Below are 18,888 nucleotides of genomic sequence, written 5' to 3'. Positions count from 1 at the left end.
CCGACGATAGCCCCGGCGAATCAGTCCACCGGGGCCCGGTACCGCCAGAAGGACGGGATCAGGAACGCCGCCGCGATGACCAGCACGATGACCAGGACGCCGCCGCCGGAGGCCGCGGCCGCGGTGCCGACACCGGCGGCGGCCCAGCCGTGGGTGAGGTCGGCGATGCGCGGGCCGCCCGCGACGACGACTGTGAACACGCCCTGCAGCCGTCCGCGCATCTCGTCGGTGGTGGCGACCTGGAGGATCGACATCCGGTAGATCGCACTGACCATGTCGGCGGCGCCGGCGAGTGCCATGAAGAAGACCGCGAGCCACAGCGAATTCGCGAGACCGAAGCCGACGATCGCGCCGCCCCAGACGCAGATCGAGACGATCACGCCGACACCCTGCTTCTGGATCCTCGTCAGCCAGCCGGAGAAGAGACCGATCAGCATCGCGCCCGCCGGGAGCGCGGCGTAGAGCCAGCCCAGTGCCGGGCCGCCGCCGGGCGGGTCGCCGAAGGTGCGCTCGGCCATCTCCGGGATCAGCGCGCGCGGCATGCCGGCGACCATCGCGATGATGTCGACGAGGAAGGAGGCCAGCAGGATCTTCTGCGTCGCCAGATACTTGAAGCCGTCGATGATGTCGCGGATCCCGGCGCGGCGCGCGATCTCGCCGAGCGGCGGGATCGGGGGCAGTTTCCAGACCGCGATGAGGGTCAGGGTCAGCGCGACGACGTCGATCAGGTAGAGCGTCGAGAGACCGAGGATCGGGATCAGCGAACCGGCGAGCAGCGGTCCGAAGACCGCGCCGAAGGTGGACATCGTGCTGCTCAGCGCGGTCGCGGGCGCGATCAGGTTGTCCGGCACCAGCCGGGCGACGACGGCGCCGCGGGTCGGCATGTTGATCGCGAAGAACGCCTGGTTGACCGCCAGCAGCGCGAGGACGAGCCAGACGGAGCCGAGGTTCAGGAACGCCTGGAGCCACAAGACCGCCGAAGTGACGGTGACCCCGACGTTGGTGACGAGCAGGAGTTTGCGGCGGTCGACGGCGTCCGCGATGGCGCCGCCCCAGAGACCGAAGACGAGCAGCGGGACCAGGGCGACCAGGCCGGTCAGGCCGACGTAGGCCGACGAACCGGTGAGGTCGAAGACCTGTTTGGGGACCGCGACGGCAGTGAGCTGGCTGCCGACGGCCGTGACCGCGGTGGACAGCCAGAGGCGGCGGAACGCGGGGATCTTGAGCGGCCGGGTGTCCACGACGATCGAGCCGAACAGCTTGCGGACACCCTTGCGTTGTTCAACCCCCACGTCGTCACTCACAACCCGACAGCTTAGCCGCGCTAACTAACCAAATGCGCGCGATTTATGTCACCCGCACCCGAAGGCCCCCTTCACCACGTCAGACGCGGCGAAGGGCGCTTTCACCACGTGAGATGCGGGGAAAGTCCCCTTCAGCCCAGGCTCAGGCGACCGAGGCCCGGTGACCCCACGCGTCTCCCGGGAGCGCGCCAGCGCGACGGGGAGACTTCACCGCCGCGCGCCCTCTTTTGGGCCGCAGGCCCACGAAAACGCGATGAAGGGGCGCCCTCCGCTCCCAACGCGAGTTGCAAGCGGCTCGGCGCCCCTTCGGCGCGCTTTTCGTCAGCGCGCTGGCCAACATCACGGCGCGACGCGCTCGATCTGCCAGCCGTCGTCGGTGCGGACGTAGCGGAGCCGGTCGTGCATGCGGTCCTCGCGGCCCTGCCAGAACTCGACGACGTCGGGCCGGATGCGCCAGCCGCCCCAGTGCGGCGGGAACGGGATCTTCTCGACGTCGGCGAAGCGGCGCTCGATGCCGTGAAGCGCGGTCTCGAGGGCGCGGCGGCCGTCGACGACGCGGGACTGGGGCGAAGCCCAGGCCCCGAGCTGCGAGCCTCGCGGGCGGGAAGCCCAGTACTCGGCGGTCTCGGCGACGTTGACCTTCTCGACCTCGCCGCGCACGTGGACCTGACGTTGCAGGGCGTACCACGGGAAGGTGATCGACGCGTAGCGCGTCGCGGTGAGGTCGTGGCTCTTCGTCGACGTGTAGTTCGTGTAGAACACGACGCCGCGTTCGTCGAGGCCCTTGCACAGGACGGTCCGCGAGGACGGCCTGCCCTCCGGATCGGCCGTGGCGAGCACCATCGCGTTCGGTTCGGCGACCCCGGCGGAGACGGCCTGGTTCAGCCAGTCCTGCAGCTGAGCGGTCCAGGTCTCCGCCAGCGCGGACTCGTCGAACGCGGCCCCTTCGTAGGCCACGCGCATTCCGGGCAGGCGCACGACGGCGTCACCGTCCACGCCATCCTTGATCTCCGGCATCATCCGCCAAACCTCCGCACCCGGTCAGGGCATCTGTGACTTCGGCTTTGCCGCCGACGGTATTGCCTAGAAGGCGGCGGCGAAACCCACTGAACGGTGACACCCGCCACCCCCGGTTGATCATCTGTGCGTAACCGCCGGACCGCAAGCCGTTACCTCCCGGTTACCTGCCGGTCCCTGATCGATCAAGGGCTCGTGAGTGGCAAGGACGGTTAGAACCGTCCTTGCCACTCACGAGCCCTTGAATTCACGAAAACTTATTATTCGAAAATCGGCGACCCTTCGACAATTCTCCCGCCGCCCTTTTCCCTGATTTCGAACAATTGATTACGACATTCGGCCCATCGCCCGCCTCATCGCCCCTAGGGCGCGTCTAATTCTGTCAAACGATAGAAATTACCCTCGCGACACATACTCACGAGTTGTGCCAAGCCTCTCGATCGCGAGACGCGGCGAAGGCCGCCCTCGGGAGGGTCGAAATCCCGAAACCGGCCTTCGCTTCTTCTGTCCCGCCCTGTCAGTTCGTGACAGTGAACTCCGCGCGAACAATCCATCCCCAACAGTCGTACGACGCCGTGTACCGGCCCGGCACCGTCCCCACCGGACCGTCGCCCCGCAACGCGACACCGATGCCGCCGGTGCCGCCGTCCCCCACCACCCGCAAGGGAATCGGCGCGGCGAGCCCGTCCGCGACGAGGGTCTTCGCGAGCTCGCCGGCCCCGGACGGGCGCAGGCAATAGATGTCCGCGGTCACCGTCCCACCTGCGACGATGGCGTTGGGACTCAAGACAAGACTGGACGGTCTGGTCGCGTTCGCCTGTCCCGCTCCGACCATCGTGGACACGATCGCCGCCCCCGCGACGCACAACGCGGCCGAACGAAATTTCATCTTCTGCTCCCTCCAGGAGACGGGCGAAGATTTCACCCGTCACCCGATGGACGCGCCTCCGGCGGCACCGGGTTGCCCACCGGCCGGGACACCGCCCGTTGGGGCGAACGCTCCTGATTTAGCAGAATGTGACAGCAAATCGTGCAAGAGCTGATGATCACACTAGGTAGACCTTGCGCCACTCGATAGGATCGCCGCCGAGAGCAACGGGGTGATCACCTCTATCCAGTGTGTTCAGAGGTTTGGATGGGACGGCCGGGTGTGCGGCCGCTCCGTCCGCTATTGCCGGCCGGGCTTCCGCGAGGGAGTTCGACGTCGGTCGATCACCCCTGCCCTCGAGCCGCCGGAACTTTCTACGACCTTGTTACTCCCCTTCCCCAGGAGTGCGTTGTGATTTCCCGTTCCCGCCGTGTCATGACGGCGTTGTTGTGTGCCCTTTCGCTGGCTGGTGTGACGGCCCTTTCGGCCTGTTCCGACAGCACGGCCGCTTCCGGCACCAAGGTCACCATCGGCTACAGCGCTTGGCCGGGCTGGTTCCCTTGGGCGGTCGCCCAGGAGAAGGGCCTCTTCGAGAAGAACGGCGTGAGCGTCGACCTGAAGTGGTTCGACAGCTACACCGAAAGCATCAACGCACTCTCCTCGGGCGCGATCGACGCGAACAGCCAGACCCTCAACGACACCCTCGCCTCCGTCAGTGGTGGCGCGAAGCTGTCGGTGGTCCTGGTCAACGACAACTCGACCGGCAACGACAAGATCATCGCCCGCCAGGGGATCACCGGCGTCGCCGACCTCAAGGGCAAGAAGATCGCCGTCGAGCAGGGCACCGTCGACCACTACCTCCTGCTGCTCGCGCTGCAGGAAGCGAAACTGACCGAAAAGGACGTCCAGCTGGTCCCGCTGCTGACCGACGCCGCCGCGGCCGCGTTCGTCGGCGAGCAGGTCGACGCGGTCGCCGCCTTCGCCCCGTTCACCTCGAAGGCGCTCGAGCGTCCCGGCAGCCGCGCGATCGCGACGTCCGCCGAGTTCCCCGGTGCCATCCCTGACCACCTCGTCGTCTCCGAGCAGATGTCCAAGGAGCGCAAGAAGGAGGTCCAGGCGCTGGTGACCACCTGGTTCCAGACGATCGACTGGATCAAGCAGAACCGGGACGAGGCCGTGCAGATCATGGCCAAACGCGGCGCGGTGTCGATCGACGAGTACAAGACCTACGACGCGGGCACCACGATCTTCACCAAGCAGCAGAACCTCGACGCGTTCACCCCGGGCGTCACCCCCGCCCACCTGAACTTCCAGGCGGGCAAGATCGCCGACTTCATCATCTCCAACGGGCTCGCCCAGAACCGGCCCAACTTCGACGGGCTGTTCGACGACCAGTACGTCAAGGCGGTGAAGTGAGCACCACGGATTCGGCCCGCCGGGCCGCTCAGCGGACGGACGCCGCTGACGAGGCCGAGGCGCGCCGTCTCGACGACGAGCAGCGGCTCGCCGAAGCGCAGGAAGGCCGTCTCCGGGGTGGCAAGCGACCGGACTGGTCGCCGCTGCCCCGCCGGGCGGGCCTCAAGCCGAACGCCTCACCGCTGTTCTCGCTCCGGACACCGATCCCCGCGCGCTGGCGGTGGACGCTGGCGGTGGCCTCGTTCGCGATCCCGCTGCTGATCTGGGTGACGCTGAACGCGCTGGGCACCATCAAGCCCACGTTCCTGCCGACCCCGGTCGCGGTGTTCGACGCGCTGCTCAAGATGATCGAGTCCGGCGAACTGTTCAGCGACCTCTGGGCCACCACCCAGCGGGTCCTGCTCGGCTTCGGGCTCGCGGTGCTCGTCTCGATCCCGCTCGGCATCGTGATGGGGACGTTCAACGCGGGACTGGCGCTGTTCGAGCCGGTCATCGCGATGCTGCGCTATCTGCCGGCGAGCGCGTTCATCCCGCTGCTGATGATCTGGCTCGGCCTCGGCGAGCCGTCGAAGGTCGCGGTCCTGTTCCTCGGCACGGTCTTCTTCAACACGCTGATGACGGCCGACGCCGTCCGCGGGGTGCCGCGTTCGCTGATCGACGTGTCCTACACGCTCGGCGCGCGCCGCGGCGAGGTCCTGCGCAAGGTGATCGTCCCGCACGCGCTGCCCGGCATGATCGACGCGACCCGCGTCAACGCCGCGGCCGCGTGGAACTTCGTGGTGGTCGCCGAACTGATCAACGCCACCGCCGGTCTCGGCCTGCGGATCATGCGGGCGCAGCGGTTCACCCAGACCGACCGGATCTTCGCGCTGCTGATCGTGATCGGCCTGCTCGGACTGGTCATCGACATCGCGTTGCGGCAGCTGCGGACGCGCGTCGGGAAGTGGGCGGTATGACGCTCCAGCTGAAGGCCGTGGCCAAGGACTACACCGTCCGCGGCAAGACCACCCGGGCTCTCGACGGGATCGATCTCGACATCGCGCGCGGCGACTTCGTGTGCGTGGTCGGCGCGAGCGGGTCCGGCAAGTCGACGCTGCTCTCGCTGATCGCCGGGCTGGCCGAACCGTCCGAGGGCCTGATCACCCTCGACGGCGACGCGGTGACCGGGCCCGGCCCGGATCGCGGACTGGTGTTCCAGCACGGGGCGCTGTATCCGTGGCGTTCGGTGGAAAGCAACGTCGCGTTCGGACTCGAACTGCTGAACCTCGACAAGGCCGAGCGAGCGCGCCGCGTCGACTGGTATCTCGAGGAGACCGGGCTCGACGGGTTGCGGAAGTCGTTGCCCAAACAGCTTTCCGGCGGGCAGAAGCAGCGGGTCGCGATCGCGCGGGCGCTGGCGTGCGAACCCGACGTCCTGCTGCTGGACGAACCTTTCGGCGCGCTGGACGTCCAGACCAAAGAAGACATGCAGGTCCTGATCCGCCGGATCTGGACCGACACCGGCACCACCGTGCTGATGGTGACCCACGATGTCGAAGAGGCAGTGTTCCTCGGAAGACGCGTCGTGGTGCTCGCCTCGGACCCGGGCCGGGTGGCCGCGGACATCGTGGTCGACCTGCCCGGTGAACGCGACCTCGCGGTCAAACGCGCGCCGGAGTTCCTCGCGTTGCGCGCGTCCATCGAAGATCTCGTCCGGGAGCAGCACCGCGGGCACCTCGGACGAAGCTGAGAAGAAAGGTGATCATGAGGCACGGGAAGACCCGGCCGGAACGCACCCCGCGTTCCGGGTTGCTCGGCAGACTCGGCATCCGGGGCAAGCTCAACCTGCTCCTGATGTTGCCGCTGACCGCCGTGGTCCTGGTGTCGGTGCCTTACGTCGCCGGGGAGATCGACGACGCCCGGTCCGCCCGCACCACCGCCGACGTCGCGTCGCAGGCACGCGCCCTCGGCACGCTGGCGTGGGAACTGCAGCGGGAACGGCTGCTGACGGCGCACTACATCGCGTCGTCGACGGCCGGCAGCGGGGCCATGCAGAAGCAGCAGGGCGTCGTCGCGGACACCGTGAACCGGGTGCGTTCGCAGCTGAGCGCCGACGCGCCGGAAGAACTCGCGGCCGCCCTCGTGCGGATCGGGTCGCTGAACGAGATCAGGGAGAACGCGCTCCGGCGCGGTGCCTCGCTGGACAGCGTGGCGCGGACGTATCACGCGGTGATCGACTCGGTCATCAACTCGCTCCGCCTCGTCCCGCAGCAGACCAGTGACGCGGAGGGCACCCGGCAGCTGACCGCGCTCGACGCGCTGCTGCGCGCGAACGAGGAGAACTCGCTGCGCGGGATGGCGCTGATCATCGTGCTGATCACCCCGGATTCGGGTGAGCCGGTGCTGGACGACGCGAAGCAGCAGGCGTCGCTGTTCCTCGAACGGTTCGTGCAGCAGGCCGACGTCACCCAGGCGACGCAGGTCGTCTCGGTGGAGCAGGGCGAGACGGGCCGCCGGGTCGACGCGCTGGAGGCCAGGCTTCCGGACACCCGCGGGCAACAGGCCGTGCAGGCCTTGCTGCCGGACATCCTCGGCGCCGTCGAAGCCCAGTCGAACCAGCGACGGCTCGCCCAGGACGCGGTCACCACCGGCATCACCGACACGGCGACCGCGCGAGCGGACGCCGCGCAGAACCTGGCGTGGACGATCGGTGTCGGCGCCGGTGTGCTGTTCCTGCTGGTCGGTGGTCTCGCGATCGCGGTCAGCCGGTCGATCGCGGATCCGCTGCGGAAGCTGACCACGGCGGCGACGTCGGTCGCGGACCTCGCGAGTACCGAACTGGTCCGCGTGACCGACACCGAGCAGGCCGAAGAACTCGCGCCGCGGCTCGCCACCATCGACGTGTCCTCGCAGGACGAACTCGGCAAACTGGCCGAGGCGTTCAACCGGGTGCAGGCCACCGCGGCCGAACTGGTGGAACGGCAGGCCGTCACGCGGCGCAACGTCGGCCTGATGTTCGCCAACGTCGCGAAGCGGACGCAGAACCTGGTGGGCAGGCAGCTGGCACTGGTCGACGAACTGGAGCGCAACGAGCAGGACGTCGCGCTGCTGGCGAGTCTCTACCGGCTCGACCACCTCTCCACCCGTCTGCGCCGGAACGCGGACAACCTCCTCGTCGTTTCGGGAAACCGCGACGAGGCACGGATTTCCGGGCCGATCGAGCTGTCGACCGCGTTGCGTTCGGCGCTCGCGGAGATCGAGGACTACCAGCGGGTCCGGCTGGGCTCGATGGGCGACGTCCTGCTGTCGTCGCCGTTCGGTTCGGATCTGGTGCTGATCTTCGCCGAGCTGCTGGAGAACGCGACCTCGTTCTCCCCGCCGGAGTCCTTTGTGGACGTCGGCACGAAGATCCTGCCCGACGGCTCCTGCCTGATCGTGATCGTGGACCAGGGCATCGGCATGACCGCCGAACGGCTCGCCGAGGAGAACCGGCGGCTGGTCGAACGCGAGCGGCTCGAACTGGCGCCGACCAGTGTGCTCGGGCTGTTCGTGGTCGGACGGCTCGCGCGGCGGCACGGGCTCAAGGTCGAGCTGACCGAGACCGAGCCGGGAGCGGGCATCACCGCGCGCATCGCCGTCCCGCCGAATCTGCTGACCTACCGGCAGCCCGTGCAGAAGGCCGTGCCGCCGCCGGCGTGGCCGACGACGGAACCGGGCGACGAGCCCGCCCCGCCGCGGTCCCAGCCCAAGTCCCAGCCGCGGGAGAAGGCGTCCGGGCGCGAACTGCCCACACTGGCGATCGCCGGGATGATCCCGCGCGACGGCCAGCCCCCCAAGGACTTCCGGTGGTTCCGCAAGACCGACCGGGAAACCCCGGAGCCGATGCCGATGCCGGAACCAGTACCCGCGCCGGTTCCCGTCTCGTTGCCCGAACCCCTGCCCGCCTACGAAGCTCCCGCACCCACGCTGACCGCCGATTCCGGGGAGACCCGCGGCGGGCTGCGGCGGCGGGTCAAGGGCGCGCAGCTTCCCGGTGCCCCCGAAGCACCGTCGCGGCAGAAGTCAAGGCATGATCCAGAAGCGGCGAAAGCGGCCTTCGACGGTTTCGAGGCAGGACTCGCGAAGGCCACCGGGGGGCCAGCAGAATCGGTACCGCCGCAAGCCCCGCCGCCCCCGGTGAGCCCACCGGCGGGCAACCCGATGCCCATGCCCATGCCGACCCCGACGCCCGTTCCCGCCGCCTCCCGCGGCGGTCTCACCCGCCGGGTCCCCGGTGCCCAGCTGGCGCCGGGCCTGTCGAAAGGACCGGCCGCACGGCACCAGACCGCGCGGGCCGCCCTGAACACCGCCAAGCCCAAGGGCATGCGTGACCCCGAGGCCGAACGTGCCGCGTTCGACGCCTTCAGTGACGGGTTGGAGAAAGCCGTCAACCCGGAGATGGAACAGAGAGAGAAGAGCAAGAGATGACGACCGGAGTCAGCGTCGAAGCCCGGAATTTCAACTGGTTGGTGACGCGCTTCGCACAGAACACGGCGAGCGCGATGGGCGCGATCGCCGTGTCGGCCGACGGCCTGCTGATCGCGATGTCGTCCGAGCTGGAACGCGCCAACGCCGACCGGCTGGCCGCGATCTGCTCGGCGATGCTCGGTTTGGCCCACGGTGTCTCGGAGAGCCACCCGCTCGGTTCGCCCGACAAGATCATCATCGAGCTGGAGCAGGGCTACCTGCTGGTCTGCACGATCAGCATCGGCTGCTCGCTCGGCGTGCTCGCCACCAAGCAGGCCAGTCTCGGCACGATCGCCTACGAGATGGCGATGTTCGCCAACCGGGCCACCGAGGTGCTCACCCCCGCGCTGATCGAGGAACTCAAGAAGAGTGTCGGCAGCTGAAATGACGAGGGGATAAGGGAATGAGCGACGATCAGGTACCTCGGCCCCGCGGCGGCGATCAGGGCATCTCGCCGCTGCGCCCGTATCTGCTCACCGCCGGCCGTGCGCAGCCGGTGGACGGCACGCTCGAAATCGAAGCGCAGGTGCTCACCAGCAGGCTCGGCGCGGCGTCGCAGTCGAGGCTGACCTTCGAACGACGGGAGATCGTTTCCCTTTGCCGGGAAACGAAATCCGTCGCCGAAGTGGCGGCGATGCTCGGCCTGCACATCGGCGTGGCCAGGGTGCTCGTGGCGGATCTCGCCGCGCTCGGCTACGTGGTGCTCCGGCGCCCGGCCGGAGCCCTCACCCAGGACCTCGGCATGATCGAAAGGGTCATTCGTGGACTCGAAGCAATTCGCTGAACCGGCGGCGGTCAAGCCGCCGACACCGGTCAAGATCGTCATCGCGGGCGGGTTCGGCGTCGGCAAGACGACCACCGTCGGGGCGATCTCGGAGATCAAACCGCTGACCACCGAGGCCGCCATGACCTCGGCAGGCGCGGCCGTCGACGGCACGAGCGGGGAGGTGCCGTCGAAGACCACCACCACGGTGGCGCTGGACTTCGGCTGCCTCACCATCGACGACGAGGTGAAGCTGTACCTCTTCGGCACGCCGGGGCAGGACCGGTTCGGCTTCATGTGGCACGACCTCGTGCTGGGCGCGCTGGGCGCGCTCGTCATCGTCGACACCCGGCGGCTCGACGACTGCTATCCGGCGGTCGACTACTTCGAGAAGGCCGGATTGCCTTTCGTGGTCGGGGTGAACGTCTTCGACGGCTCCCTCAAGCACGACCTCGAAGACGTGCGCTGGGCGCTCGCGGTGAGCGAGGACGTCCCGCTGATCACCTTCGACGCACGGCAACGGCTGTCGGTCCGGGACGCGCTGCTCGCCGTCCTGCACAACACCTTCCGCCGGGCGTCCGCCGCCTCCTGACGCGTTTAGTCCTCTAGTTGCTGTCCTTGCATACGGCATAGACCGCAACTAGAGGACGAAACGCCGGGGTGTCAGACGGGCCGGGTGATGGCGGCGAGCATCAGGGCCCGGAGTTCGGCGGCGACGTCGGCGACCGGTAACGGCGGCGTGTGCGCCTGCCACTCGCGCAGCAGTCCGGTCGCCGCGCCGACGAGCGCGATCGCGGTCAGGTGATAGTCGCGGTCCGGTGCGACACCGGCCACGGCGGCGTGCCGGGCCTCCGACTCGATGAACGCGGCCCACCGGTCGACCCATTCCTGGTGCTGGGCCTCCAAAGCGGCGCTGACGCCGACCGCTTCGACGTAGTTCAGCCGCGGCATCCGGGGATCCGAGGTCACCGTGCTGACGAAGACGTCCAGCAGCGTCCCGATCCTGGTGACCGCGTCCGCGTCCTCCAGCCGTTCCAGAATCCCGGTGACGTGCTCCAGCGCGAGGGCGTTGATGCGCTCGTGCAGGGTCAGCAGCACCTTCTCCTTGCTTTCGAACTCCTCGTAGAAGTTCCGCGTCGAGACGCCGGCGCGCGTGCACAACTCGGTGATCTTCGCCTGCTGGTAGCCCGTCGAAGTGAACAGGTCCAGGGCCGCGGTGAGCAGGCGTTCACGCCGTTCGGCGCGCCGTTGCTCGGGTGCGACCCCGCCGTACGTGCGGGCCACTCGACCTCCCCCGATTCGGTAATAGGGATTGCCAGATGCTACCAACACCGCCTACATTGCGAAAATCTTAATTACCAAACTGGAGGCAACGGTGCTTCGGACAGTTCTGGTCTCAGCCCTCGCAGCCGCCCTGATCGGCGCGCCCGCCGCGCAAGCCGCGCCGAACGCGCCCGGGGACCTGGTCGACTACCGGCCGGTGATCGCCACCGCCCCGGCGAAGGCCTGGAAACTCAACTACCGCTCCACCTCGGCGACCGGACAGCCCAACACGGTGTCGGGCATCCTGCTGGTCCCGCACACGCCGTGGACGAAGGGGCCGCGCCCGCTGGTCAGCTACGCCGTCGGCACCCACGGCCTCGGCGACCGCTGCGCGCCGTCGACCCGGCTGACGAACGGGTCCGAGAACGAAGTCCTCCTGATGAGCCAAGCGCTTTCGCGCGGCTGGGCGGTCGTCGTGACCGACTACGAGGGCCTCGGCACCCCGGGGACGCACACGTACGCCGTCGGCCAGTCCGAAGGCCGGGCCGTCCTCGACGCCGCCCGCGCCGCCTCCCGCGTCCCCGAAGCGGGCCTGTCCAAGACCGGACCGGTCGGCGTTTTCGGTTACTCGCAAGGAGGTCAGGCCGCAGCGTTCGCCGGCGAACTGCAGCCGTCCTACGCGCCCGACGTCAACCTGGTCGGCGTCGCGGAAGGCGGTGTCCCGGCGGATCTGAACGCGGTCCTGAAGTTCAACGACGGCGGCCCGGCGTTCGGGCTGGTCCTCGGCGCCGCTGTCGGCTACTCGACGGCGTACCCGGAGCTGCCCTTCAACGACGTGCTCAACGCGAAGGGCGAGAGGACCGTCGCGAAGGTCAAGGAAGCGTGCACCGTCGAACTCGGCGCGGCGGCGCCCTTCGCGCGGCTCAACGACTTCACGACCGTGCCGAACGTTTCGTCCGACCCGCGCTGGCAGGCCCGGCTCGGTGAGAACCTGGCAGGCAAGACCAAGCCGGGCGCGCCGGTCTACCTGTACCACGCGTCGCTGGACGAGCTGATCCCGCTTTCGATCGGCAAGGGCCTGCGCGACCGCTACCGCGCCCTCGGCGCCGACGTCACCTGGCAGGAGTTCCCGCTGCTGGAACACATCGGCGGCGTCTCGGTGGGCGGGCCGGTCGCGATGACCTGGCTGGGCACCAAGTTCTGACGGGGAGTCGGGCTGAAGGGGCCCTTCGCCGCATGCGATGCGGCGAAGGGCCCTTTCGTCGCGTTAGACGCGGGGAAAGTCCCCTTCAGCTCAGCGCTTTGAGCGCGGTCACGGCATCGTGCGCCAGTGACGTCGTGAGTGTCCCACCCGCTGCGAGCGGCGTCCGCGACCACCACTCGCCGGACTCCTCGGGCAGCTCCGGGCCACCGACGACCAGGTCGGTCGCCAGCACCCTGCGTCCGGCCAGATGCGCGAGACTGGAGTCCAAAGTGGAGTCCCCGATCTCCAGCGTCTGCCGCAACACCGGGACTTCCCCGCGCGTCACGTGCTGAGTGGTCACCAAAGACCCAGGCCGCTCACCTGCCCGACCGAGCACGAGCACCTCCCGCGTATGCAGGTAGGCATCGGCCGCCAGAGACGCCTTGAACACCGCGCGGTGCCGGGCACGGGCGGTCACCACGGTCGGTTCCGGCAGGTACTCCAGTGACCCGCCGTCATCCACCTCGATGTCCACTTCGGACACGCTTCCCTCGCCGTGCAGGCCGGGGAGCGCGATGGTCGCCGCGACTCCGGAGAGCCGCAGCGAGGCACCGGGGCCGACGCGGATGGTCAGCTTCAGCTCATCGCCGCCGAGCGGCGACGTCGCCGAGTTGACCAGGTGCACGATCGCCGTCGCGCCGGTGCCCCGCTTGGGAAGGAGTGTGAGCGGCGCCATCGAGCGCAGCTCACGCAGTACGGTCCGGCCGCCCTCGAAGCAGGCGGTCAGCCGCGCGTGCGCCTTCACCCCGCGCGGACCGGGAGCAGCGAGCGGACCCAGGCCGCGACGTCCGGCGCGTTCGGAGTGTCCACAAGGGACTGCGTGATGACCGGCAGCTCACCCCGCATCCGGTGCGCGTCCGACGTCATCACGTCCATGTCCGCGCCGACCAGATGCGCGATGTCGATCTTGTTGATCACCAGCAGATCCGCGGTGGTGACGCCAGGGCCACCCTTGCGCGGCACCTTGTCGCCGCCCGCGACGTCGACCACGAAGACCTGGCTGTCCGCGAGCCCCCGGCTGAACACCGCGGTGAGGTTGTCGCCGCCGCTTTCGATGATCACCAGGTCCAGCCCCGGGAAGCGCTCCTCCAGCAGTTCGACGGCGTCGAGGTTGGCGGTGATGTCGTCGCGGATCGCAGTATGCGGGCAGGCGCCGGTCTGCACGGCCTCGATCCGTTCCGGGTCGAGCACTCCGGCCTTGCGCAGGAAGTCGGCGTCCTCGGTGGTGTAGATGTCGTTGGTGACGACGGCGAGGTTCACCTCGTCGCCGAGCGCCCGGCACAGCGCCGCGGTGAGCGCGGTCTTCCCGCTGCCCACCGGCCCGCCGATGCCGATCCGGTAGGCGCGGCCCGCGGTCGGCGCCTGGTCGTAGTGATCGGGTTCGGCGGCCGTCGGGTCGAAGTTGACCGGGTGGACGTGACCGTGTCCATGACCGTGCTCAACTGGCAAAGAGACGCACCTCTTCCTTGTGATGCCGGGCGTGTGCCTCGGCGAACAGATCGAGCGCCGGAGACCCCGGCGCCGGAAGCTCGGCCGGATCGTCCCCCGCGACCTCGGCCGCACGCAGGGAAACCTCCCGGACCTCGGCGGAGAGCAGTGCCACGACGGCGTTGACGGCGAACGGGTCCAGCCCGAGCAGCCGGACGGCCGCGCTCGCCGGACCGCTGATCGCCAGGTACGCGACCGTCATCGCCGCGTCGAAGGGCACCCCGACCAGCGCGCCGACGACCACCGGATGATGCGGCCGCGGAGTTCCTTCAGCAGCCGGGAAAGCACCGGAGACGGCCACGCCGCCTTGCCCGCCCTCGCCGTTCCTCGCCCTTGCGCCCGGGACGCCTCCCGCTGCGCGAGCGACGGCGTCCGGGCGTCGAGTTCGAGGTCGAGCCGCCGCCAATGCCCACTCTGGACATTCCGGGCGGCGGCGTGCGCAGAGGCCGCGGCGAACACGGCTGCCAGCGACCCCGCGGTCCGCAAGCGCCCGGAGAGGAAGCCCGGCAAATCGCGTTCGTGCGTGATCAGCTTCCGGGCGACGGCCTCTTCGAGACCGCCGGAATGGACGTGCCCACCCCCGGGAAACCGGGAGTCGGCCAAAATGAGCGCGGCGAGGTCCATCAAAACAAGAAGTACCTTTGCGCCATGGGCAGTTCCGTCACCGGCTGCGGCTCGATCAGCTCGCCGTCGACGTGCACGGCGAAACTGTCCGGCTCCACCCGGATGTCCGGCGTGGCGTCGTTGAGCACCATGTCGGCCTTGCCTCGGGAGCGGGTGTTCGAGACCGGCACCAGTGTCCGCGAGATGCCGAACCGTTCGGCCACTTCGTTGTCGATCGCTTCCTGCGCCACGAAATGGAAACTGCTCGCGGACGCGACCCTCGGGGCCGCGCCGAACATCGGCCGGGCTAGCACCGGCTGCGGTGTCGGGATGGACGCGTTCGCGTCACCCATCGCCGCCCATGCCGGGAATCCGCCTTTCAGCACGACATGCGGCCGGACGCCGAAGAACTTCGGTTCCCACAGCACGAGATCCGCGAGTTTCCCGATCTCCACCGAACCGATCTCGCGCTCCATCCCGTGCGCGATCGCGGGGTTGATCGTGTATTTGGCGACATAGCGACGAGCCCGCAGATTGTCGGCGGCGCCGTCTCCGGGCAGCGCGCCGCGCCGCCGCTTCATCACGTGCGCGGTCTGCCAGGTCCGGATGATCACCTCGCCGATCCGGCCCATCGCCTGGGAATCCGAGCTCATCATGGAGATCGCGCCGAGGTCGTGCAGGACGTCCTCGGCCGCGATCGTCGTCGGCCGGATGCGGCTTTCGGCGAACGCCAGATCCTCGGGCACGGACGGGTTCAGGTGGTGGCAGACGACGAGCATGTCGAGATGCTCGTCGAGGGTGTTCGCGGTGTGCGGGCGCGTCGGGTTCGTCGACGACGGCAGGATGTTGGGCAGACCGGCGACCTGGATGATGTCCGGCGCGTGCCCGCCGCCCGCGCCTTCGGTGTGGTACGCGTTGATCGAACGGCCCCGGATGGCGTCCACAGTGGACTCCAGGAAACCCGCCTCGTTCAGGGTGTCGGTGTGGATCGCCACCTGGACGCCGGATTCGTCGGCCACGGTGAGGCAGGCGTCGATCGCGGCCGGGGTGCTCCCCCAGTCCTCGTGCAGTTTGAACCCGCCCGCGCCGGCGGCGAGCTGCTCGCGCAGCGCCTCGTGCCGGACGGTGTTCCCCTTGCCCAGCAACAGGACGTTGACCGGCTGGCCGTCCATCGCCTGCAGCATCCGGCCGAGGTTCCACGCGCCGGGCGTGACCGTGGTCGCCTTGCTGCCTTCGACCGGCCCGGTCCCGCCGCCGACCAGGGTCGTCAGCCCGGACGCCAGCGCGGTATCGGTCAGCTGGGGGCAGATGAAGTGGACGTGGCAGTCGATCCCGCCCGCGGTGAGGATCTTCCCGTTGCCGGACAACACCTCCGTCGACGGTCCGACGACCAGCGCGGGATCCACACCGTCCATCGTGTCCGGGTTGCCCGCCTTGCCGATGCCGACGATCCGGCCGTCGCGGACCCCGACGTCGGCCTTGATGATCCCCCAGTGGTCCAGGATCACCGCGCCGGTGATGATCAGGTCCGGCGCTCCTTCGGCCCTGGTCGCCATCCCCTGGCCCATGGATTCGCGGATCACCTTGCCGCCGCCGAACAGCACCTCGTCCCCGCTGCCGGACGGCCCCATGCTGCGGTCTTCGGTGACCTCGATCAGCAGGTCCGTGTCCGCGAGGCGGATCCGGTCCCCGGTCGTCGGGCCGAAGAGTTCGGCGTAACGCTCACGGTCGATCGACGGCATCAGGATTCCTTCCGCAAGCCGGGCACGCGCCGGTTCCCGGCCAGCGGAACGAGGTCGACTTCCCGTTCGACGCCCGGTTCGAAACGAACCGAAGTTCCCGCGGGCACGTCGAGACGGTGCCCGCGCGCGGCTTCGCGATCGAATTCGAGTCCAGGATTGACCGCCGCGAAATGGTAGTGCGAACCGACCTGGACGGGCCGGTCGCCGAGGTTCCGCACGAGCAGCCGGACCCGCGGCCTGCCGGGATTCAGTTCGACCGGCTCCGCGCCGGCGATGATCTCTCCTGGGCGCACCCGTCCCCCTTCTAGACGATCGGGTCGTGCACGGTGACGAGCTTCGTCCCGTCCGGGAAAGTGGCTTCGACCTGGACGGAATCGACCATTTCCGGCACGCCGTCCAGCACTTGTGCCCGGGAGAGCACCGACCGGCCGCTGGCGACGAGTTCGCTCACCGTCCGGCCGTCCCTGGCGCCTTCGAGAACGTGGTCGGTGATCAGTGCCACCGCCTCGGGGTAGTTCAGGATGACCCCGCGCTCCAGGCGTTTGCGCGCTACGTCCGCCGCGACGTGGATGAGCAGTTTGTCCCGCTCCTGGGGGCTCAGGTGCATGAGAAAGGTCTATCACCGGAAACCGTCCTGCGCCGGTTCTCGAAACACAGGATTTACCTCGGTGCCCGGTACACGCAAAGTGAACGTCGCCGTAACTCTTCGCGTACGGGGGCCGTTTTCACTGAATCGTTCTCGTAATCGTGACCGAAACCACCACATCTTTCGATTGCCCCTGGCCCCGACGTGGAGCAAGGTTTGTCCATCCGTGCGATGAGGCGCGCCTTCGCTGCGTGTATCCCGTCCACGCGTGAAACACAAAGCCGGGGAATGCGCATCGAAAGGTTTCACCACAGTGAGTGCCTCCACGATCAGCACCAATCAGCCGTCCGACCAGGTCGACGACGGTTTCCGACCGGGCCTCGAAGGCGTTGTCGCCTTCCGGACCGAAATCGCCGAGCCCGACCGTGACGGTGGCGCCCTGCGCTATCGCGGTGTCGACATCGAGGATCTCGCCGGCAAGGTGACCTTCGGTGACGTCTGGGGTCTTCTCGTCGACAGCCGGTTCGGCCACGGGCTACCGCCCGCCGAACCGTTCCCGCTGCCGGTGCACACCGGTGACGTCCGGGTCGACGTCCAGGCCGCGCTGGCCATGCTCGCCCCCATCTGGGGCTACCGGCCGCTGCTCGACATCACCGACGAAGAGGCCCGCGACCAGCTGGCCCGCGCTTCGGTGATGGCGCTTTCCTACGTCGCCCAGTCCGCTCGCGGCATCGGGCAGCCCGCCGTCCCGCAGACCCGGGTCGACGAGGCGAAGTCGATCACCGAGCGGTTCATGGTCCGCTGGCGCGGTGAGCCCGACCCGGCCCACGTCAAGGCCATCGACGCCTACTGGGTCTCGGCCGCCGAGCACGGTCTCAACGCCTCGACCTTCACCGCCCGCGTCATCGCCTCGACCGGCGCCGACGTCGCCGCGGCCCTGTCCGGCGCGATCGGCGCCATGTCCGGCCCGCTGCACGGCGGCGCGCCGGCGCGGGTGCTGCCGATGATCGAAGAGGTCGAGAAGACCGGTGACGCCTCCGGCCTGGTCAAGGGCATCCTGGACCGCAAGGAACGGATGATGGGCTTCGGGCACCGCGTGTACCGCGCGGAGGACCCGCGGGCGCGCGTGCTGCGCCGCACCTGCCAGGAACTGGGCGCGTCACGCTACGAGGCGGCCGCCGAACTGGAGCAGGTGGCGCTGAAGGAGCTGCGCGAGCGGCGCCCGGATCACCCGATCGAGACCAACGTCGAGTTCTGGGCGGCCGTGATCCTGGACTTCGCCCAGGTGCCGCCGCACATGATGCCCGCGATGTTCAGCTCGGCCCGCACCGCCGGCTGGGCCGCGCACATCCTGGAGCAGAAGAAGACCGGCCGCCTCGTGCGCCCGTCGGCCAAGTACGTCGGGCCGGAGCCGCGGAAGCCGGAAGACGTCGAAGGCTGGGACCTGGTCGCGAAGCAGGCCTAGCGCGTGCAATGAAAGGCCCGTTACTTGCAAATTTTGCAAGTAACGGGCCTTTCATAGCGTCTGCGGGACCGAAGAATCGTGCCGAGCGGTAGTGGCGAGCATGGCCGTCAGCTGATCGACCAGCCAGCCGTCGAGCACCTCGCGCGGCACGGAGCGCTCCTGCAGCCAGCTCAGCAGGGCGCCCTCGACGACAGCGGTCCAGCACCGCAAAGTCAGCATGAGCATGGGCGAAGGCTCCGGCACCACCAGCGCGTCGAGGATGAGCTCGACAGCACGGTTGCGGACCTCGTCGATCGCCGCGTCCGTCTCCGAGGTCGCGATCACCGAACCGCTGCGCAACAGGGCGACGTAGCCCGCCCGGTAGTGGTCGGCGACGTCGATCAGCCCGCGGACGGCGGCCCGCAGCCGCGTTTCGGGCGGGCCTTCCTCGAGTCCGGCCAGGCCGTCGATGAGCCCTTCGGTGACCGTCTTCAGCGCCTCGACCTGCAGTTCCCTCAGGCTCGAGAAGTACCGGTAGAACAACGGCCTCGAGACCTCGGCGCGGGCGATGATGTCGTCGACCGTGACGAGTTCGGGCGCGCGCGAGCCGAACAGGTCCAGCGCGGCGCGGATCAGGTCCTCGCGGCGCGCCTGCGGCGACATCCG

General features: G+C 68.9%; 19 protein-coding genes and 1 pseudogene. 9 read left to right on the top strand and 11 right to left on the bottom strand.

Annotated elements, in window-relative coordinates:
• Positions 1–20: 20 nt before the first annotated feature.
• From ACLJPX_RS12635 to ACLJPX_RS12625, 3 genes are all read right to left on the bottom strand, one after another.
• The gene (locus ACLJPX_RS12635) at positions 21–1,304 is read right to left on the bottom strand and encodes an MFS transporter (protein WP_410600233.1); all 1,284 of its coding nucleotides are present in this window, start codon (positions 1,302–1,304) and stop codon (positions 21–23) included.
• A 339-nt stretch (positions 1,305–1,643) separates the two neighbouring features.
• The gene (gene pdxH / locus ACLJPX_RS12630; RefSeq protein ID WP_101610812.1) at positions 1,644–2,324 is read right to left on the bottom strand and encodes a pyridoxamine 5'-phosphate oxidase; all 681 of its coding nucleotides are present in this window, start codon (positions 2,322–2,324) and stop codon (positions 1,644–1,646) included.
• Between the two features lie 514 nt (positions 2,325–2,838).
• Positions 2,839–3,210 (bottom strand): hypothetical protein, encoded by a 372-nt coding sequence (locus tag ACLJPX_RS12625; RefSeq protein WP_410600232.1) that lies wholly within the window; start codon positions 3,208–3,210, stop codon positions 2,839–2,841.
• Positions 3,211–3,600: 390 nt separating this feature from the next.
• Between ACLJPX_RS12625 and ACLJPX_RS12620 the strand changes: the two genes are divergently transcribed.
• From ACLJPX_RS12620 to ACLJPX_RS12590, 7 genes are read left to right on the top strand one after another with little or no spacing between them, the layout of a single operon-like run.
• Positions 3,601–4,605 carry an ABC transporter substrate-binding protein gene (locus ACLJPX_RS12620; protein ID WP_410600231.1) on the top strand — a complete coding sequence of 335 codons (1,005 nt, stop codon included), beginning with the start codon at positions 3,601–3,603 and terminating at the stop codon, positions 4,603–4,605.
• Positions 4,602–5,561: an ABC transporter permease gene (locus ACLJPX_RS12615; RefSeq protein WP_410600230.1), complete on the top strand. Its 960-nt coding sequence runs from the start codon at positions 4,602–4,604 to the stop codon at positions 5,559–5,561. The genes ACLJPX_RS12620 and ACLJPX_RS12615 overlap by 4 nt, the downstream gene beginning before the upstream one ends.
• Positions 5,558–6,334: an ABC transporter ATP-binding protein gene (locus ACLJPX_RS12610; RefSeq protein WP_410600229.1), complete on the top strand. Its 777-nt coding sequence runs from the start codon at positions 5,558–5,560 to the stop codon at positions 6,332–6,334. The genes ACLJPX_RS12615 and ACLJPX_RS12610 overlap by 4 nt, the downstream gene beginning before the upstream one ends.
• A 14-nt stretch (positions 6,335–6,348) precedes the next feature.
• A complete protein-coding gene (locus ACLJPX_RS12605) occupies positions 6,349–9,051 on the top strand; it encodes a nitrate- and nitrite sensing domain-containing protein (RefSeq protein WP_410600228.1) in 2,703 nt (900 codons plus the stop codon).
• On the top strand, positions 9,048–9,473 hold the full coding sequence (locus ACLJPX_RS12600; protein ID WP_005156032.1) for a roadblock/LC7 domain-containing protein: 426 nt from the start codon (positions 9,048–9,050) through the stop codon (positions 9,471–9,473). The genes ACLJPX_RS12605 and ACLJPX_RS12600 overlap by 4 nt, the downstream gene beginning before the upstream one ends.
• A 20-nt stretch (positions 9,474–9,493) precedes the next feature.
• Positions 9,494–9,874 (top strand): DUF742 domain-containing protein, encoded by a 381-nt coding sequence (locus ACLJPX_RS12595; protein WP_410600227.1) that lies wholly within the window; start codon positions 9,494–9,496, stop codon positions 9,872–9,874.
• Entirely contained in the window at positions 9,852–10,445 is a 594-nt protein-coding gene (locus ACLJPX_RS12590; protein WP_410600226.1) for a GTP-binding protein, read from the top strand. The genes ACLJPX_RS12595 and ACLJPX_RS12590 overlap by 23 nt, the downstream gene beginning before the upstream one ends.
• Positions 10,446–10,516: 71 nt before the next feature.
• Here ACLJPX_RS12590 and ACLJPX_RS12585 read toward each other — a convergent pair whose 3' ends face one another.
• A complete protein-coding gene (locus tag ACLJPX_RS12585; protein WP_410600225.1) occupies positions 10,517–11,137 on the bottom strand; it encodes a TetR/AcrR family transcriptional regulator in 621 nt (206 codons plus the stop codon).
• 91 nt (positions 11,138–11,228) lie between these two features.
• Here ACLJPX_RS12585 and ACLJPX_RS12580 point away from each other — a divergent pair, with 91 nt between their 5' ends.
• Positions 11,229–12,320 carry a lipase family protein gene (locus tag ACLJPX_RS12580; protein ID WP_410600224.1) on the top strand — a complete coding sequence of 364 codons (1,092 nt, stop codon included), beginning with the start codon at positions 11,229–11,231 and terminating at the stop codon, positions 12,318–12,320.
• Positions 12,321–12,405: 85 nt separating this feature from the next.
• On the opposite strand, the gene ACLJPX_RS12575 is transcribed toward ACLJPX_RS12580, so the two are convergent.
• The 6 genes and pseudogenes from ACLJPX_RS12575 to ACLJPX_RS12550 form a co-directional block, all read right to left on the bottom strand.
• Positions 12,406–13,104, bottom strand: a complete 699-nt coding sequence (locus tag ACLJPX_RS12575) for an urease accessory protein UreD (protein ID WP_410600223.1) — start codon at positions 13,102–13,104, stop codon at positions 12,406–12,408.
• On the bottom strand, positions 13,101–13,808 hold the full coding sequence (gene ureG, locus ACLJPX_RS12570; RefSeq protein WP_101610823.1) for an urease accessory protein UreG: 708 nt from the start codon (positions 13,806–13,808) through the stop codon (positions 13,101–13,103). Before ureG ends, ACLJPX_RS12575 begins: the two co-directional genes overlap by 4 nt.
• Positions 13,798–14,471: pseudogene (locus ACLJPX_RS12565) on the bottom strand (urease accessory protein UreF). Before ACLJPX_RS12565 ends, ureG begins: the two are co-directional and overlap by 11 nt.
• Entirely contained in the window at positions 14,471–16,192 is a 1,722-nt protein-coding gene (locus tag ACLJPX_RS12560) for an urease subunit alpha (protein WP_101610825.1), read from the bottom strand. Before ACLJPX_RS12560 ends, ACLJPX_RS12565 begins: the two are co-directional and overlap by 1 nt.
• Positions 16,192–16,485 (bottom strand): urease subunit beta, encoded by a 294-nt coding sequence (locus tag ACLJPX_RS12555; RefSeq protein ID WP_410600222.1) that lies wholly within the window; start codon positions 16,483–16,485, stop codon positions 16,192–16,194. Before ACLJPX_RS12555 ends, ACLJPX_RS12560 begins: the two co-directional genes overlap by 1 nt.
• A gap of 11 nt (positions 16,486–16,496) precedes the next feature.
• On the bottom strand, positions 16,497–16,799 hold the full coding sequence (locus ACLJPX_RS12550) for an urease subunit gamma (protein ID WP_410600221.1): 303 nt from the start codon (positions 16,797–16,799) through the stop codon (positions 16,497–16,499).
• A gap of 292 nt (positions 16,800–17,091) precedes the next feature.
• Here ACLJPX_RS12550 and ACLJPX_RS12545 point away from each other — a divergent pair, with 292 nt between their 5' ends.
• Positions 17,092–18,243, top strand: coding sequence for a citrate synthase 2 (locus ACLJPX_RS12545; RefSeq protein ID WP_410600220.1), 1,152 nt, complete (start codon positions 17,092–17,094; stop codon positions 18,241–18,243).
• A gap of 51 nt (positions 18,244–18,294) precedes the next feature.
• Here ACLJPX_RS12545 and ACLJPX_RS12540 read toward each other — a convergent pair whose 3' ends face one another.
• The gene (locus ACLJPX_RS12540; RefSeq protein ID WP_101610829.1) at positions 18,295–18,885 is read right to left on the bottom strand and encodes a TetR/AcrR family transcriptional regulator; all 591 of its coding nucleotides are present in this window, start codon (positions 18,883–18,885) and stop codon (positions 18,295–18,297) included.
• Between the last annotated feature and the right edge of the window lie 3 nt (positions 18,886–18,888).

It is taken from the genome of Amycolatopsis sp. lyj-90 (genome assembly GCF_046549035.1).
In the GTDB taxonomy this organism is placed as follows: domain Bacteria; phylum Actinomycetota; class Actinomycetes; order Mycobacteriales; family Pseudonocardiaceae; genus Amycolatopsis.
Note: the sequence above shows the minus strand (reverse complement) of the source record. Positions and strands in the feature narration are given on the sequence as shown.

Excerpts from the sequence above, each read along its gene's own strand:
- pdxH (WP_101610812.1), bottom strand. The coding sequence starts at position 2,324 with ATGATGCCGGAGATCAAGGATGGCGTGGACGGTGACGCCGTCGTGCGC.
- ACLJPX_RS12625 (WP_410600232.1), bottom strand. The coding sequence starts at position 3,210 with ATGAAATTTCGTTCGGCCGCGTTGTGCGTCGCGGGGGCGGCGATCGTG.
- ACLJPX_RS12605 (WP_410600228.1), top strand. The coding sequence starts at position 6,349 with ATGAGGCACGGGAAGACCCGGCCGGAACGCACCCCGCGTTCCGGGTTG.
- ACLJPX_RS12595 (WP_410600227.1), top strand. The coding sequence starts at position 9,494 with ATGAGCGACGATCAGGTACCTCGGCCCCGCGGCGGCGATCAGGGCATC.
- ACLJPX_RS12600 (WP_005156032.1), top strand. The coding sequence starts at position 9,048 with ATGACGACCGGAGTCAGCGTCGAAGCCCGGAATTTCAACTGGTTGGTG.
- ACLJPX_RS12540 (WP_101610829.1), bottom strand. The coding sequence starts at position 18,885 with ATGTCGCCGCAGGCGCGCCGCGAGGACCTGATCCGCGCCGCGCTGGAC.
- ACLJPX_RS12610 (WP_410600229.1), top strand. The coding sequence starts at position 5,558 with ATGACGCTCCAGCTGAAGGCCGTGGCCAAGGACTACACCGTCCGCGGC.
- ACLJPX_RS12560 (WP_101610825.1), bottom strand. The coding sequence starts at position 16,192 with ATGCCGTCGATCGACCGTGAGCGTTACGCCGAACTCTTCGGCCCGACG.
- ACLJPX_RS12550 (WP_410600221.1), bottom strand. The coding sequence starts at position 16,799 with ATGCACCTGAGCCCCCAGGAGCGGGACAAACTGCTCATCCACGTCGCG.